16 protein-coding genes are annotated in these 15,404 nt (G+C 46.3%); 15 read left to right on the top strand and 1 reads right to left on the bottom strand.

Annotation, left to right across the window (positions count from 1 at the left end; all coding sequences use genetic code 11):
- Positions 1-5: 5 nt before the first annotated feature.
- From rnz to H8S88_RS05280, 8 genes are all read left to right on the top strand, one after another.
- Complete coding sequence (rnz, locus tag H8S88_RS05245; RefSeq protein WP_048691353.1) at positions 6-935, top strand: ribonuclease Z; 930 nt, start codon at positions 6-8, stop codon at positions 933-935.
- 1 nt (position 936) lies between these two features.
- Entirely contained in the window at positions 937-1,692 is a 756-nt protein-coding gene (locus H8S88_RS05250; protein ID WP_048691355.1) for an SDR family NAD(P)-dependent oxidoreductase, read from the top strand.
- 10 nt (positions 1,693-1,702) lie between these two features.
- Complete coding sequence (locus H8S88_RS05255) at positions 1,703-2,413, top strand: class I SAM-dependent methyltransferase (RefSeq protein ID WP_125329511.1); 711 nt, start codon at positions 1,703-1,705, stop codon at positions 2,411-2,413.
- Position 2,414: 1 nt separating this feature from the next.
- On the top strand, positions 2,415-2,819 hold the full coding sequence (locus H8S88_RS05260) for a GNAT family N-acetyltransferase (protein ID WP_048788922.1): 405 nt from the start codon (positions 2,415-2,417) through the stop codon (positions 2,817-2,819).
- Between the two features lie 123 nt (positions 2,820-2,942).
- The gene (gene recJ, locus H8S88_RS05265) at positions 2,943-5,159 is read left to right on the top strand and encodes a single-stranded-DNA-specific exonuclease RecJ (RefSeq protein WP_142999737.1); all 2,217 of its coding nucleotides are present in this window, start codon (positions 2,943-2,945) and stop codon (positions 5,157-5,159) included.
- Between the two features lie 110 nt (positions 5,160-5,269).
- Entirely contained in the window at positions 5,270-5,782 is a 513-nt protein-coding gene (locus H8S88_RS05270) for an adenine phosphoribosyltransferase (RefSeq protein ID WP_003002788.1), read from the top strand.
- 101 nt (positions 5,783-5,883) lie between these two features.
- A complete protein-coding gene (metA, locus tag H8S88_RS05275) occupies positions 5,884-6,828 on the top strand; it encodes a homoserine O-acetyltransferase MetA (protein WP_048717344.1) in 945 nt (314 codons plus the stop codon).
- A gap of 9 nt (positions 6,829-6,837) precedes the next feature.
- A complete protein-coding gene (locus H8S88_RS05280; RefSeq protein WP_048788924.1) occupies positions 6,838-7,524 on the top strand; it encodes a DnaD domain-containing protein in 687 nt (228 codons plus the stop codon).
- A gap of 35 nt (positions 7,525-7,559) precedes the next feature.
- Here H8S88_RS05280 and add read toward each other — a convergent pair whose 3' ends face one another.
- Positions 7,560-8,579 carry an adenosine deaminase gene (gene add / locus H8S88_RS05285; RefSeq protein WP_048788925.1) on the bottom strand — a complete coding sequence of 340 codons (1,020 nt, stop codon included), beginning with the start codon at positions 8,577-8,579 and terminating at the stop codon, positions 7,560-7,562.
- Between the two features lie 137 nt (positions 8,580-8,716).
- Between add and yghU the strand changes: the two genes are divergently transcribed.
- From yghU to rfbB, 7 genes are all read left to right on the top strand, one after another.
- On the top strand, positions 8,717-9,508 hold the full coding sequence (gene yghU, locus H8S88_RS05290; protein ID WP_236128078.1) for a glutathione-dependent disulfide-bond oxidoreductase: 792 nt from the start codon (positions 8,717-8,719) through the stop codon (positions 9,506-9,508).
- An 81-nt stretch (positions 9,509-9,589) separates the two neighbouring features.
- Positions 9,590-10,279: a tRNA (adenine(22)-N(1))-methyltransferase gene (locus H8S88_RS05295; RefSeq protein ID WP_236128079.1), complete on the top strand. Its 690-nt coding sequence runs from the start codon at positions 9,590-9,592 to the stop codon at positions 10,277-10,279.
- A complete protein-coding gene (locus tag H8S88_RS05300; RefSeq protein ID WP_195611634.1) occupies positions 10,266-11,063 on the top strand; it encodes a Nif3-like dinuclear metal center hexameric protein in 798 nt (265 codons plus the stop codon). Before H8S88_RS05295 ends, H8S88_RS05300 begins: the two co-directional genes overlap by 14 nt.
- Before the next feature lie 6 nt (positions 11,064-11,069).
- On the top strand, positions 11,070-12,161 hold the full coding sequence (locus tag H8S88_RS05305; RefSeq protein WP_195611643.1) for an NAD(P)/FAD-dependent oxidoreductase: 1,092 nt from the start codon (positions 11,070-11,072) through the stop codon (positions 12,159-12,161).
- A 260-nt stretch (positions 12,162-12,421) separates the two neighbouring features.
- The gene (rfbA, locus tag H8S88_RS05310; RefSeq protein ID WP_048717356.1) at positions 12,422-13,291 is read left to right on the top strand and encodes a glucose-1-phosphate thymidylyltransferase RfbA; all 870 of its coding nucleotides are present in this window, start codon (positions 12,422-12,424) and stop codon (positions 13,289-13,291) included.
- Positions 13,291-13,884, top strand: a complete 594-nt coding sequence (locus H8S88_RS05315) for a dTDP-4-dehydrorhamnose 3,5-epimerase family protein (RefSeq protein WP_236128080.1) — start codon at positions 13,291-13,293, stop codon at positions 13,882-13,884. The genes rfbA and H8S88_RS05315 overlap by 1 nt, the downstream gene beginning before the upstream one ends.
- A 202-nt stretch (positions 13,885-14,086) precedes the next feature.
- The gene (rfbB, locus tag H8S88_RS05320; RefSeq protein WP_023026717.1) at positions 14,087-15,133 is read left to right on the top strand and encodes a dTDP-glucose 4,6-dehydratase; all 1,047 of its coding nucleotides are present in this window, start codon (positions 14,087-14,089) and stop codon (positions 15,131-15,133) included.
- Positions 15,134-15,404: the final 271 nt, after the last annotated feature.

Genomic DNA, 15,404 nt, shown 5'->3' on the forward strand with positions numbered 1-15,404 from the left:
ATACAATGGAAATTCAATTTTTAGGAACGGGTGCGGGACAGCCGTCCAAATCTCGTAATGTCTCAAGTCTAGCCCTCAAACTCTTGGATGAAATCAATGAAGTTTGGCTCTTTGACTGTGGGGAAGGGACGCAAAACCAAATCTTAGAAACCAGCATCCGTCCTCGAAAGGTCAGCAAGATTTTTATCACCCACTTACATGGGGACCATATCTTTGGTTTGCCAGGTTTCCTCTCTAGTCGCGCCTTTCAAGCCAATGAAGAGCAGACGGATCTAGAGATTTATGGACCGGTTGGGATCAAATCCTTTGTCTTGACCAGCCTTCGAGTTTCCGGTTCACGCCTGCCTTACAAGATCCATTTTCATGAGTTCGATGAAGGTTCACTTGGGAAAATCATGGAGACCGATAAGTTCACGGTCTATGCCGAGGCCTTGGACCACACCATTTTCTGTGTCGGCTACCGGGTCATGCAGAAGGATTTGGAAGGGACCCTCGACGCAGACAAGCTCAAGGCAGCAGGGGTTCCATTTGGACCACTTTTTGGCCAGGTCAAAAATGGGCAGGATGTTACCCTGGAAGATGGTACCAAGATCATTGCTGCGGATTATATCTCAGCCCCTCGACCGGGTAAGATCATCACCATCTTGGGCGATACCCGCAAGACCAATTCCAGCATTAGACTTGCCGTCAATGCCGATGTTCTCGTGCATGAGTCTACCTATGGCAAGGGCGATGAGAAGATTGCTCGTAAGCATGGCCACTCGACCAATATGCAGGCAGCAGAAGTGGCGCGTGAAGCAGGAGCCAAACGCCTTCTACTCAACCATATCAGTGCCCGCTTCCTCTCCAAGGACGTCAGTCAATTGCGTAAGGATGCTGCGACTGTGTTTGAGAAGGTCCATGTGGTCAAGGACTTGGAAGAAGTGGAGATCTAAGATGCGAACTATCATCATCACAGGAGCGAGTGGAGGCTTGGCACAAGAAATGGTCAAGCTCCTTCCTGAGGACCGGCTCATTCTCTTAGGCAGAAATCAAGAAAAACTGGAACAACTCTATGCTGACCATCCTCAAGCCGAATGCATTGGGATCGATATCACGGATTCCTCAGCAGTCAAAGGCTTGGTAGAAGAGCTCTATCAGCGCTATGGGCAGATTGATGTCTTGGTCAACAATGCAGGCTATGGGATCTTTGAGACCTTTGATCGCGTTTCTGACCAGCAGGTGCGAGAGATGTTTGAAGTCAATACCTTTGCCCTCATGAACCTTTCACGCTTGATGGGTGCCCGCATGAAGACAGTAGGCAAGGGGCACATTGTTAACATCGTCAGCATGGCGGGATTAGTTGCAACTGCTAAATCTAGCCTTTATTCAGCCACCAAGTTTGCAGCCATTGGCTTCTCCAATGCCCTGCGCTTGGAACTCATGCCCTTTGGTGTTCATGTGACGACGGTCAATCCAGGCCCCATTCGGACCACTTTCTTTGACCAGGCAGACCCAGACGGAAGCTATGTCAAAGCGGTGGATCGCTACATTTTGGAACCGGACTTTGTGGCTAAGAAAATTGTCAAAAACTTTGGAAAAGCAAAACGTGAGCTCAATCTGCCTTGGCTTTTGAACCTGACCCACAAGCTCTATACCCTTTTCCCTCGCATCTCGGACAAGCTAGCCAGCAAGATGTTTAATTTCAAATAGGAGGAACCGGATGGCAGCCAATATTCAAGCTTATTTAGAAAACCTCCAGCAACCCTGGGGACAGATCTATTATGATATCCTTTTTGAACAATTACAGGACATCAAAGGTAAGCGGGTGCTTGATTTTGGTAGTGGCTTTGGCCTGGTGGCCAACCACCTAGCGAAAGACAATGAGGTCCTTGCTGTGGAGCCCAATGAGGAAATGGTGGCCTTGCGGGCCCAGGACCATCCCTACCAGCAATTCGTCGGGAGTTTGGACCAGTTAGCAAGTCTTGAAGATGCGAGCTTTGATGTTATCCTCTGCCACAATGTCTTGGAATATGTGGAGGATCGCAAGGTGATTCTCAGGGAATTCACCCGCCTCTTGAAACCAGGTGGCCTACTCTCCATCGTCAAGCACAATGAAGTTGGCCGCGTCCTGCAGACAGTCGTCTTTGAAAATGATCCTCAGAAGGCGCTTGATCTCTTAGCCGGCCAAGATTTGGAAACCCACTCCATGGGCTTGGCCCAGGCCTATGATCTCGGTGCAGCAGTAGAAGATCTAGCCCTCGAAGTTCAGGACTACCAGGGAATTCGTGTCTTTTATGCCTTGCAGGACAATCACTTCAAAGGCCAAGAAGGCTGGCGAGAGTCCATGCTTCAGATGGAGCTGGCCGTTTGTCAGGAGTCCCCTTATCGGGATATAGCCTTCTTCCAGCACTATAGGTTAAAAAGGAGTTAAGATGTTAGAGTACAAACAAGAGATTCCAGCGATGGCAGACTTACTCGCACTCTACAACTCGGTCGGTTGGACCAATTATACCAACAACCCAGCTATGCTAGAAGAAGCTGTTAAAGCCAGTCTCTGGCAGTTGGGAGTCTATGATGAGAAAGAGCTCGTCGCCTACATTCGCTTGGTAGGTGATGGCCACTCTGTCCTTTTGGTACAGGACCTCTTGGTGCGACCAGATAACCAGCGCCAAGGCATCGGAAAGAAACTCCTAGAAGAGGCTTTAGCGACCTTCCCCACCGTCTATCAACGGCTTCTCGTCACTGAACGGAGCGAGAAAAATCTTGCCTTTTACCAGTCCTTAGGATTTGTCGAACTTTCAGAGCAAGCCTGTACAGGGATGATTTATAAAATTTGATGGAGAGGATTTCCGGATAGGGAATCCTTTCTTCATTTCTTCTGTAAAATCATTTTTTCGCATTTGAAAAAATAATTCATGTTATAATAAGAAGACTAGATGACAGGGAGAAAAGAAAAACAGATGATCACGTCAAAATATGAATGGCAGTTTGCTGCGCCCTTTTCAGATGATACTTTTTTGGCGCAAGCAAAAAAGAGAGGATTAGAAGCATCTGCAGCCAAGTTACTGGGAGAACGAGGGATCCAGACGGAAGAGGCGCTGGATCGTTTTCTTGAACCGCGGCTAGAAGATCTGCATGATCCCTACCTGCTTCACGATATGGACAAGGCAGTGGATCGCATTCGCCAAGCCATTGAAGACTATGAACAAATCCTAGTTTATGGAGACTATGATGCGGACGGGATGACGGCCGCTTCTATTATGAAGGAAACCCTGGAGCAGATGGGGGCGGAAGTAGCTGTCTATCTACCCAACCGCTTTACGGATGGCTACGGTCCCAATGCCAGTGTCTACAAGTATTTTATTGAACAGCAGGGGATTTCCCTCATCATCACGGTGGACAACGGGGTAGCAGGCCACGAAGCCATTGAATTGGCCCAAAGCATGGGAGTAGATGTTATTGTGACAGACCACCATGCCATGCCAGAAGTCTTGCCCGATGCCTATGCCATCATTCACCCCGAGCATCCAGATGCTGATTATCCTTTCAAGCACCTAGCGGGCTGTGGGGTTACCTTTAAGTTGGCTTGTGCCCTCCTAGAAGAGGTGCCCCTAGATTTCCTTGATCTGGTAGCCATTGGAACCATTGCGGATATGGTTAGTCTGACAGACGAAAACCGCATCCTAGTCAAGTATGGCCTAGGTGTCCTTCGTCAAACCCAACGGATCGGTCTCCAGGAAATGCTCAAGCTGGCCACCATCGCTCCTCAAGATGTAAATGAAGAAACGGTTGGTTTTCAGATTGCCCCTCGTCTCAATGCGCTGGGTCGCTTGGATGACCCAAATCCAGCGGTCGAGCTCTTGACGGGCTTTGACGATGAAGAAGCGCTGGAAATTGCGCTGATGATTCAAGCCAAGAATGAAGAGCGCAAGGAGATCGTCCAAACCATCTACGATGAGGCCAAAGCCATGGTCGACCCAAGTCTTCCCGTTCAAATCTTGGCCAAGGAAGGCTGGAATCCTGGTGTCCTAGGGATCGTAGCCGGTCGCCTACTTGAAGAGCTCCATCAGCCTATCATCGTCCTCACCATAGACCAAGGCAAGGCCAAGGGAAGTGCACGAAGTCCCGAAAGTGTCCATATTTTTGAAGCCCTAGATCCCCATCGTGATCTCTTTATCGCCTTTGGGGGCCACGCGGGTGCAGCTGGTATGACTTTGGAAGTGGACAAGCTCCCTCGTTTGACCGAGATTTTTTCTGACTATATTGTAGGAAAAGGGATTGACCTGACGGCCAAATCCACACTCTTCGTGGATGAGGAGTTGGACCTAGAAGAGCTGACCTTGGATACCTTAAAGAGTTTTGACCGTCTCGCTCCTTTTGGGATGGACCATAAGAAACCTGTCTTTTACATTCGTGATTTTCAAGTGGAGTCTAGTCGGACCATGGGGGCTGGCAATAGCCATCTGAAGTTGAAGATTCAAAAAGGCGATGCCCGCTTTGATGTGGTGGCTTTTGGTCAGGGCCATTTGGAATTGGAGTACTCCCAAGCAAAAAACTTGGAGTTGGTGGTATCCTTGTCCGTCAATCAGTGGAATGGACAGACCACCCTGCAACTGATGGTCGTGGACGCCCGTGTAGAAGGAGTTCAACTCTACAATATTCGAGGGAAAAATGCTCCTCTCCCACAAGCCATCCCCCTCTTTAGTCAGTTGGAAGAAGGGGAAGATTGCCCTGCTATTGTCATCGATCGCATCCCGGATGATCTGGCTGACTTAAAAGCCTTCTTCCAAGAACAGAGCTTGCAAGCGGTCTATTTTAAAAATGAACTAGACAAGGCCTATTACCTGACAGGCTACGGCAGTCGTGATCAGTATGCCAAACTCTACAAAACGCTGTATCAGTTCCCTGAGTTTGATATTCGCCATAAGCTCAGCCAACTATCTGACTACCTCAAGATTCCACAAGTTTTGTTGATCAAGATGATCCAAATCTTCCAAGAGTTGGGCTTTGTCCAGATTGAAAATGGCATCATGACGGTCAACAAGGATGCAGAGAAGAATGAGATTGCCTCTAGTTCCATTTATCAGGACTTGGTGCAGACGGTCAAAGACCAGGAACTCATGGCCCTAGGATCTGTGCAAGAAATTTATAATTATTTGCTTTCTGATGATAAGTAAAGTTTTGTCAACAATTACACTAAAGTATGCTTTTTTAAGACTTTCAAGTGCATCTCATAAATTTTCATGGTATAATGAAATGTAAACATAAATTTTGAAAGAAGTTAGAAATGAATTTAAAAGATTACATTGCAAGCATTGAGAACTATCCACAAGAAGGAATTACCTTCCGTGATATCAGCCCTTTGATGGCAGATGGCAATGCTTATAGTTATGCGATTCGTGAAATCGTTCAATACGCAACGGATAAGAAAATCGACATGATCGTCGGCCCTGAAGCGCGTGGATTCATTGTTGGATGTCCGGTCGCTTTCGAGCTCGGTATTGGTTTTGCGCCTGTTCGTAAACCTGGCAAATTGCCTCGTGAAGTCATCTCAGCGGACTACGAAAAAGAATACGGTGTGGATACCTTGACCATGCACGCCGATGCTATCAAACCAGGTCAACGCGTTCTCATCGTCGATGACCTCTTGGCAACAGGCGGTACCGTTAAAGCAACCATCGAAATGATCGAAAAACTCGGTGGAGTGGTTGCAGGTTGTGCCTTCTTGATCGAGCTCGATGATCTCAAAGGCCGCGAAGCAATCGGAGACTACGATTACAAGGTCTTGATGCATTACTAATATAGTTTAGAGCTATATCTAGATAGAGAAAAACCATAATTGAAAACTATATGCTCCTGTCTTATAATAAGAGGTAACAACTTGTAAGATGGGAGCTTTTTATGCCAATTACCTTAGATAAGAAATTACCAGCAGTTGATATTCTTCGCTCAGAAAATATTTTTGTCATGGATGATATTCGGGCAACTCACCAAGATATTCGTCCGATGAATGTTCTGATTTTGAATCTCATGCCGACTAAGGTAGCCACTGAGACTCAACTCTTACGCCTCCTGGCCAATACTCCCTTGCAGATCAATGTGGATTTCCTCTATATGACGAGCCATGAGTCTAAGACGACAGCGGCAGAACATATGGAAGTCTTCTACAAATCCTTCGAGGATATTAAAGAGAACTATTATGACGGCTTGATCATTACGGGAGCTCCAGTAGAGAAACTAGCCTTTGAGGAAGTGGATTACTGGGAGGAGTTAACAAAGGTCTTTGCTTGGTCGAAGCGCCATGTCTTTTCAACTCTGCACCTTTGTTGGGGTGCCCAAGCTGGTCTTTATTACCGCTATGGGATTGAAAAAGTAGCCCTCTGCGACAAGCTATCTGGGATCTATGAGCAAACAGTCATGAATCCGCAGAATCGCTTGATGCGTGGCTTTGACGATGCTTTCTTGGCCCCTCACTCACGTTATACAGATGTCCCCCTTAAGGAAGTGCTGGAGAAGAGTAACTTGCAAGTCCTGGCTCAGGGGGGTGAAGTAGGACTATCTATCCTGGCCAGTCCAGACCTTCGAGAGGTCTATAGTTTTGGTCATTTGGAGTATGACCGTGATACCTTGGCCAAGGAATACCAGCGAGATGTCAAAGCAGGCTTGAATCCAGATCTTCCAAAGAATTATTACGATCAGGATGACAGTAGTCGGGACCCTCGGATGCGGTGGAACTTAGCGGCAGCCAACTTCTTTAGTAATTGGATCAATTATGCAGTTTACCAAGAGACTCCTTATCGTTTGGAGGAGTTAGAAAAAGATATTTCATTTTATGGTTACCTATAAAGGGGTAGTATGACATATTCACAAGCATTTAAGTCGGGCAATTTGGTCTTACCAAGTGCCTTACTTTTCCATTATCACCATTTATTTAAAGACGCAGAGGATTTTCTGGTTTGGCAGTTCTTTTACTTGCAAAACACGACCAACCAATCCAGCCTCACGCCGAATCAAATTGCAGATGCGATTGGCAAGTCTGTCACAGAAGTCAACCAGTCCATGTCTCGCCTGACCAACCAAGGGTTGCTCCAATATCGGACCATTGAGCTGGATGGAGAGATTGAAGTTCTATTTGATGCGACTATTGCCCTTGAACGCTTGGATGACCTGCTTCAAAGTAAGACAGATACCGCAAAGCGTGGGCAAGACAAGCAAGCAGAGAATGAACTGGCTGATTTGGTCAAAACCTTTGAGCAGGAGTTGGGACGTTTGTTGACGCCATTTGAAATCGAAGATTTGACGCAGACAGTCAAGCAGGACCAAACAGACCCTGATATTGTGAAGGCTGCCTTGAGAGAAGCTGTCTTTAATGGCAAACCTCACTGGAAATACATTCAGGCCATTCTGCGCAATTGGCGACGGGAGGGCATTACCAGTTTGACACAATTAAAAATCAAACAACAAGAACGGGAAGCCCTTCAGCCTGAAAATGTCACAGTTTCAGATGATTTCTTACAGGCGATGGATTTGTGGAAAGATTAAAAAACTAGCACTCATAAAGTGCTAGCTTTTTTTGTTTATAAATAGTCCGCGTAAGCTTTTTCTAGTTTGGTGAGGAGTTCTTGTTTTTCCTCATCACTAGCAAAGGAAGCTTGGATGGCATCGACATTGTGCTGGTAAAAGTCAGCTGGCGTCGTTTGGAAGTGGCGATGGTAGAGGGCATATTCCTTGGCCAGGTCGGTATCAGAGACGGTCCGGTTATCGGTGTTGATACTGATATGGGCTTGAGCTTCCTTCATCTTGAGGTAAGGGAAGTCCGCCACAGTGGTAGCTGCCTTGGTTTGAAGGTTACTAGTTAAACAGAGCTCACCGGTGACCCCATTTTTCACAAACTCTTTTAGAAGCTTTGGTTCATCCGCTAGCAAGGTCACGTGACCATTTCGTTTGATGCCATAGGCCATGGATTGAGCGACGTTGGCTGGACAGTGGCACTCGCCAGCATGCAGGGTCATGGGACGGTTGTACCTTTTAACCTGTTGGATGAGGGCATCAATGGCTTGTGGTGGGTAGTGGTGTTCATCCCCAGCGAAGTCAAAGCCGACAAAATCTTGATCCCTAACTTGGTTGGCTTCTGCCAGGATACGAGAGGTGAGTTCTTGATCCGACTGGCGCATACCACAGACGAGGGCTTTTGAGACAATGCCAAATTCATCCTGGGCTTGGCGCAGTCCTTCACAGACAGCATCGATAGTTTCTGGGACAGTGAGCCCTTGGTCCATGGACAATTCTGGGGCAAAACGAACCTCAATGTAGACGACATTTTCCAAAGCAGCTTGCTTGGCCACATCATAAGCAGCAAGGGTCAAGGCTTCCTTGGTCTGAAGAAGAGGGCGAATGTAGTCGAAGGCCTCCAAATAGTCCAAAAGATTCTCACAGTGGGCAGGTGCAGTGACATGGTGCTTGAGCTCTTCATCACTAGCAGGAAGGTCAATATTGGCCATGGCTGCCAATTGGCGAATGGTCGGAAGAGACAAGGAACCGTCTAAGTGGCAGTGTAGTTCTGTCTTTGCCAAACTATGAAAGTCGATCGTGGACATGTTTTTTCTCCTTCAAAATGTATTTTTTCTATACTATCATTTTGCCAAGAAAAGTCAAGTAAAGCTAGTGTAGCAGATTTTTGAAAGTAGCGACTGGATTTGATATGCTAGTAGTAACATAGACAAAGGAGAAAAGTATGTCAGACTATCAATTACCAGAAGTATGGGAAGCACCGAGCCAGATGGGAGGAGCCTGGGGTGGTTTGAACCAACCAACAGCAGGTGCCCGCTTTGAACAAACTCTTCCAAAAGGCGACCAGCCTTTCCAACTCTATACCCTTCCAACACCTAATGGGATCAAGGCCACCATTATGCTGGAAGAATTAAAAGAGTTGGGAGTGGAAGCTGGTTATGATGCTTATCGGATTAAGATTGGCGAGGGAGATCAATTTGGCAGTGACTTTGTAGCCATCAATCCCAACTCAAAAATTCCAGCCATGTTGGATCAATCAGGCGACCAAGACATTCGGGTCTTTGAATCAGCCAATATTCTCTTGTATCTAGCAGAGAAATTTGGCCAATTAATCCCGTCTGATCCTGCTAAACGGACAGAAGTTCTCAACTGGCTCTTTTGGCAGACAGGTGCCACGCCTTTTTTAGGCGGAGGATTTGGCCATTTCTTCCATTATGCTCCTGAGAGAATCGAGTATGCCATCAACCGTTTTGCTATGGAAGCTAAACGCCAATTGGACCTACTGGACAAGGAATTGGCGATTAAACCTTATATTGCAGGAGATGACTATACCATTGCGGATATTGCCATCTGGTCTTGGTATGGCCGTCTAGCCCAAGACAAGGTCTGGGACCGAGCAGGAATTTTCCTAGATGTGAAGGAATACAAGCATTTGCAAGCTTGGACAGAGAAAATTGCTAATCGCCCAGCTGTAAAACGTGGCTTGGAAGTAGAGTATAAGGAAATTAATGCATAAGAAAAGGGCGCCGTTGCGCCTTTTTTTAATGGTGCAAACATGGTATACTAAAGGATGGAATAAAAGTTTAGAAAGTAGCACATGGAATTTACAAAATTATCAAATCGCTTGGACTTGGTGGCTAGCTTCGTCCCAGCTGGAGCGCGTCTGTTGGACGTGGGGAGTGACCATGCTTATCTGCCAATCGCCCTCTTACAAGAAGGTAAGATTGAGGCTGCTATTGCTGGGGAAGTGGTTGAAGGACCTTATCAGTCTGCCCTCCAAAATGTCGCCGATAATGGCTTAGAGGACAAGATTGAAGTCCGCCTAGCCAATGGATTGGCTGCCTTTGAACCAACAGATGGCATTTCCTGTATTACTATTGCAGGCATGGGAGGACGCTTGATTGCAGATATCCTAGCAGCAGGTTTTAACAAATTAGACAATGTCTTTCGCTTGGTCCTACAGCCCAATAATCGGGAAGATGAACTACGGGCTTGGTTAGTCGACCATGATTTCCGTATCGTCGATGAAGCCATCTTGGAAGAAAATGAGAAGTTCTATGAGATCCTCGTGGTCGAACACGGTTCTCAAGAGTTGACAGCCAAGGAACTACGCTTTGGTCCCCATTTGATGCGGGAACAAGCTCCAGCATTTGTCCAGAAGTGGTCCAAGGAAGTGGAGAAATTAGCCTTTGCCTTGGAGCAGGTCCCAGTTGAGAATCAATCTGCCAGAGCATCGTTAGAAGAGCGCATCGCACAAATCAAGGAGGTCCTACATGTTAGCAAGTGAAGTTATCAAACGCTATGAAGCCTATTGTCCTCAGGAGCTTTCCATGGAGGGAGATGTCCGTGGCCTACAGGTCGGTACGCTACAAAAAGACATCCATAAGGTCATGGTGGCCCTGGATATTCGCGAGCAGACGGTGGCTGAAGCTATCGCCCATGGGGTGGACTTGATCATCGTCAAGCACGCGCCCATTTTCCGTCCGATTAAGGATTTGGTAGCTGATCGGGCTCAAAATCAGATCTATATCGATTTGATCAAGCATGATATCGCAGTCTACGTCAGCCATACCAATATTGATATTGTCCCAGATGGGCTCAACGATTGGTTCTGCCAGCTTTTGGACATTGAAGATACAGAGCCCCTCAGCATGACAGGGGAAGGACTCGGAATCGGCCGGATTGGTCGGATAGCTACCCAAACCTTTGGCCAGTTGGCTCAAAAGGTCAAAGAAACCTTTGGCTTAGATGCTTTGCGCTTGGTCGGTTATGATCAGACTGACCTGGAACGGGTCATTGAGCGCGTCGCTATCTGTGGAGGAAGTGGCCAGTCCTTTTACAAGGATGCTCTTGCTAAGGGGGCTGAGGTCTATATCACAGGAGATATCTACTACCACACAGCTCAGGACATGCTGAGCGATGGGCTCTTGGCCTTGGATCCAGGGCACCATATCGAGGTTCTCTTTGTCTCGAAACTAGTAGAAAAGCTCAATCAGTGGAAAGCTGAAGAAGCGTGGGAGATTGAAGTGATTGGCAGTCAAGCCAGTACCAATCCTTTTTACCATATCTAAGGGGCCATCATGAAAGTTGCCATTATCGGTGCAGGGATCGTAGGGTCTACTGCCTCCTATTATTTATCCAAAGAAGCACAAGTGGATCTGACCGTCTATGACCATGGAGTCGGCCAAGCAACTAAGGCAGCGGCAGGCATTATCAGCCCTTGGTTTTCCAAGCGGCGGAATAAGGCCTGGTATCGCCTCGCTCGTCTGGGAGCTGATTTTTACCAAGAATTGGTAGAGGACCTGGCCAAGGACGGAATCAAAACAGATTTTTACCAGCAGACCGGTGTCTATCTCCTCAAGAAAAATGAGGACAAATTAGACGAACTTTATCAGTTGGCACTGAGTCGTCGGGAAGAATCTCCCTTGATTGGGGACTTGGCGATTTTAAACAAAGAAGAAGTGGCCCAGCAATTCCCAGGGCTAAATGGTTTTGAACAGCTCCTTTATGCATCAGGTGGAGCCCATGTAGAAGGAGCTCTTCTGACAGAAACCCTTCTTCAGGCAAGTGGGGCAAAAGTGATCAAGAAAGAGGCTGCTTTGGCTATTACAGAGGATGGTTTTCAGATAGCAGGAGAAAGCTATGACCAAGTCATCCTAGCAACAGGAGCCTGGTTGGGGCAAATGCTCGAGCCACTTGGCTACCAAGTCGATGTCCGTCCGCAAAAGGGGCAATTGCGGGATTATCAGCTAGACTTAGTTACTGATGATTATCCCGTGGTCATGCCTGAAGGAGAGTTGGATATCATTCCCTTCCAAAATGGCAAAATCAGTATGGGCGCTACCCATGAGAATGAGATGGGCTTTGACCTGACGGTTGATCAAGTTCTGCTAAATCAGATGGAAACAGAAGCCTTGGCCTACTATCCAGAACTAGCTCAAGCGACAGTTGTCGGCGTGCGCGTGGGTACTCGGGCCTACACCAGTGACTTTTCACCATTTTGGGGAGCTGTTCCTGATCAAGCAGGCCTCTATGTCGCTAGTGGACTAGGTTCGTCCGGCCTCACAACAGGTCCCCTCATTGGTTGGCATCTAGCCCAACTAGTGGCAGGAGGAAAGGTGCGCTTGGATCCAGCAGATTATCCAGTTGATCAGTATGTGAAGAAGTAGGCTGGGACAAAAGTCCTAGCCTCTCAATTTTCTTTGGATTGTCGAGCAAGACGCAGTGGTTGAGTGGGCTCTACTACAAGGTAAGGTTTTCAGACGGCTCAGTCAAGGAGCAGTAATCTATTTGAATCATGAGTAAGACCAATGCTAACAATTCTACAACTCTCATCTCCGGTCATCACCTTGCAACACAAATGCAAGGTGACTTTTTTATATAAACATGATAAAATAGGGGTAATGAATACGTAGAAAGGCCTAACATTATGAAAGGTATTATTTTAGCTGGTGGTTCGGGGACTCGTTTGTATCCTTTGACTCGTGCCGCTTCCAAACAGTTGATGCCCATTTACGATAAGCCAATGATTTACTACCCATTGTCAACTCTTATGTTGGCAGGGATCAAAGAAATCCTGATCATCTCAACTCCGCAAGATCTTCCTCGTTTTGAAGAGCTTCTTGGAGATGGTTCTGAACTTGGTATTTCCCTCTCTTATGCAGAACAACCAAGTCCAGACGGCTTGGCACAAGCCTTTATCATTGGTGAAGAGTTCATTGGTGACGATCATGTTGCCCTCGTTCTTGGAGATAATATCTTCCATGGAAATGGCTTAACCAAGATGTTGCAACGGGCTGAAGCAAAAGAAAAAGGGGCAACTGTCTTTGGTTACCAAGTTAAAGATCCAGAACGTTTTGGTGTGGTAGAGTTTGATGCAGATATGAATGCTATCTCTATCGAAGAAAAACCAGAACATCCAAAATCCAACTTTGCGGTGACAGGTCTTTACTTCTATGATAATGATGTCGTAGAGATTGCCAAAAATATCAAACCAAGTCCTCGTGGAGAGCTTGAAATCACAGATGTCAACAAGGCTTATTTGGAGCGTGGAGATCTCTCTGTTGAGCTCATGGGTCGTGGCTTTGCTTGGTTGGATACAGGAACTCACGAAAGTCTCTTGCAGGCTTCTCAATATATCGAAACTGTTCAACGCTTGCAAAACGTCCAAGTTGCCAACCTTGAAGAAATCGCCTATCGCATGGGCTATATTACCAAAGAGCAAGTCCATGAATTGGCGCAACCTCTTAAGAAAAATGAATACGGACAATACTTGCTCCGTTTGATTGGAGAAGCTTAATGACAGAACAATTTTTCGGAAAAGAATTAGCAGCCCGCAAGATTGAAGCCATCCCAGGCTTGTTGGAGTTTGATATTCCAGTCCATGGGGACAACCGTGGCTGGTTCAAGGAAAACTTCCAAAAAGAAAAAATGCTTCCTCTTGGATTTCCTGAAAGCTTCTTTGCGGAAGGCAAGTTGCAAAACAACGTTTCTTTCTCACGCAAGCATGTTTTACGTGGTCTGCATGCAGAGCCTTGGGACAAGTACATTTCTGTGGCAGATGAAGGAAAGGTTCTTGGAACTTGGGTAGACCTTCGTGAAGGTGAAACCTTTGGGAACACCTATCAAACTGTGATCGATGCCTCTAAAGGGATTTTTGTTCCTCGTGGCGTAGCCAATGGTTTCCAAGTCTTGTCTGACAAAGTGGCCTACAGCTATTTGGTCAATGACTACTGGGCATTGGAGCTCAAGCCAAAATATGCATTTGTCAACTATGCAGACCCAAGGTTAGATATCCAATGGGAAAACTTGGAAGAAGCAGAAGTCTCAGAAGCAGACAAAAACCACCCATTGCTCAAAGACGTCAAACCCCTAAAAGCAGAAGATTTGTAAAAATAAACCTTGCACAGTATTTTTGCGACTGCAAGGAGCCTGGTAGGATTGTTCCTGCCCTAGTGGAAACAAGATTGCCGTAGGGAATCTTGTAGGGAAATCCGGAGACATGGGCTCCGGATTTAGCCATGAAACCGAAGGGTTGCTGGCGTCCCTCACTAGCCAAAGGAACAATCAAAACTAAAAATTATTTGGAGAAAAAATGACTGAATACAAAAACATCATCGTAACCGGTGGCGCTGGTTTCATCGGTTCAAACTTCGTACACTATGTCTACAACAACCATCCAGACGTGCATGTGACTGTCCTTGACAAACTCACTTACGCAGGTAATCGTGCCAACATCGAAGAAATCCTTGGGGACCGTGTTGAATTGGTTGTGGGTGACATTGCTGATGCAGCATTGGTTGACCAACTGGCTGCTAAGGCTGATGCGATCGTCCACTATGCGGCTGAAAGCCACAATGACAATTCATTGAACGACCCATCACCATTTATCCATACGAACTTCATTGGTACCTACACACTTTTGGAAGCAGCTCGCAAGTACGATATTCGTTTCCACCACGTGTCAACAGATGAAGTCTATGGAGACCTTCCATTGCGCGAAGATCTTCCTGGACATGGGGAAGGTCCTGGTGAAAAATTCACAGCAGAAACCAAATACAACCCATCATCACCTTATTCATCAACCAAGGCTGCTTCAGACTTGATCGTGAAGGCTTGGGTTCGTTCCTTCGGTGTTAAGGCAACCATTTCAAACTGTTCAAACAACTATGGACCATACCAACACATCGAAAAGTTCATCCCACGTCAAATTACCAATATCTTATCTGGTATCAAACCAAAACTTTATGGTGAAGGCAAGAACGTCCGTGACTGGATCCACACCAACGACCACTCAACTGGTGTTTGGGCGATTCTTACCAAGGGCCGCATCGGTGAAACTTACTTGATTGGTGCCGATGGTGAAAAGAATAACAAGGAAGTGCTTGAGCTCATCCTTGAAAAAATGGGTCAACCAAAAGATGCCTACGACCGTGTAACAGACCGTGCGGGTCACGATTTGCGTTACGCTATTGATTCAACAAAATTGCGTGAAGAATTAGGTTGGGAACCACAATTCACAAACTTCGAAGCAGGTTTGGAAGAAACCATCAAGTGGTACACAGACAACCAAGACTGGTGGAAAGCTGAAAAAGAAGCTGTCGAAGCCAACTACGCGAAAACTCAAGAAGTGATCAAATAAAAACAAGCCTCTGTTGATCAGGATTTCTGACCGACAGAGGCTTTTCTATATTTTTAAAATAGACTATACTGTTTTTTAGAATGCATACAAACTTTTTTTGATAAAATAACTAGTTAATTTTTTTAAAAAGGTGATGTTTAATGGTTTGATTCATTTATGTAGTTATAAAACTTTCCGCTGTGAGAAAAGTGCTTGAAACAATAATGTTTCAAGCACTCGGGAGTTTTGGAACCTTAGGTCCAAAACTAAGTCATGGAACTTCTTCGAAGTT

It is taken from the genome of Streptococcus sp. GS001 (assembly GCF_021595565.1).
GTDB classification, from domain to species: domain Bacteria; phylum Bacillota; class Bacilli; order Lactobacillales; family Streptococcaceae; genus Streptococcus; species Streptococcus xiaochunlingii.

Coding starts and splice junctions, on each gene's coding strand:
- rnz (WP_048691353.1), top strand. CDS start 6: ATGGAAATTCAATTTTTAGGAACGGGTGCGGGACAGCCGTCCAAATCT.
- H8S88_RS05250 (WP_048691355.1), top strand. CDS start 937: ATGCGAACTATCATCATCACAGGAGCGAGTGGAGGCTTGGCACAAGAA.
- H8S88_RS05255 (WP_125329511.1), top strand. CDS start 1,703: ATGGCAGCCAATATTCAAGCTTATTTAGAAAACCTCCAGCAACCCTGG.
- H8S88_RS05260 (WP_048788922.1), top strand. CDS start 2,415: ATGTTAGAGTACAAACAAGAGATTCCAGCGATGGCAGACTTACTCGCA.
- recJ (WP_142999737.1), top strand. CDS start 2,943: ATGATCACGTCAAAATATGAATGGCAGTTTGCTGCGCCCTTTTCAGAT.
- H8S88_RS05270 (WP_003002788.1), top strand. CDS start 5,270: ATGAATTTAAAAGATTACATTGCAAGCATTGAGAACTATCCACAAGAA.
- metA (WP_048717344.1), top strand. CDS start 5,884: ATGCCAATTACCTTAGATAAGAAATTACCAGCAGTTGATATTCTTCGC.
- H8S88_RS05280 (WP_048788924.1), top strand. CDS start 6,838: ATGACATATTCACAAGCATTTAAGTCGGGCAATTTGGTCTTACCAAGT.
- add (WP_048788925.1), bottom strand. CDS start 8,579: ATGTCCACGATCGACTTTCATAGTTTGGCAAAGACAGAACTACACTGC.
- yghU (WP_236128078.1), top strand. CDS start 8,717: ATGTCAGACTATCAATTACCAGAAGTATGGGAAGCACCGAGCCAGATG.
- H8S88_RS05295 (WP_236128079.1), top strand. CDS start 9,590: ATGGAATTTACAAAATTATCAAATCGCTTGGACTTGGTGGCTAGCTTC.
- H8S88_RS05300 (WP_195611634.1), top strand. CDS start 10,266: ATGTTAGCAAGTGAAGTTATCAAACGCTATGAAGCCTATTGTCCTCAG.
- rfbA (WP_048717356.1), top strand. CDS start 12,422: ATGAAAGGTATTATTTTAGCTGGTGGTTCGGGGACTCGTTTGTATCCT.
- H8S88_RS05315 (WP_236128080.1), top strand. CDS start 13,291: ATGACAGAACAATTTTTCGGAAAAGAATTAGCAGCCCGCAAGATTGAA.
- rfbB (WP_023026717.1), top strand. CDS start 14,087: ATGACTGAATACAAAAACATCATCGTAACCGGTGGCGCTGGTTTCATC.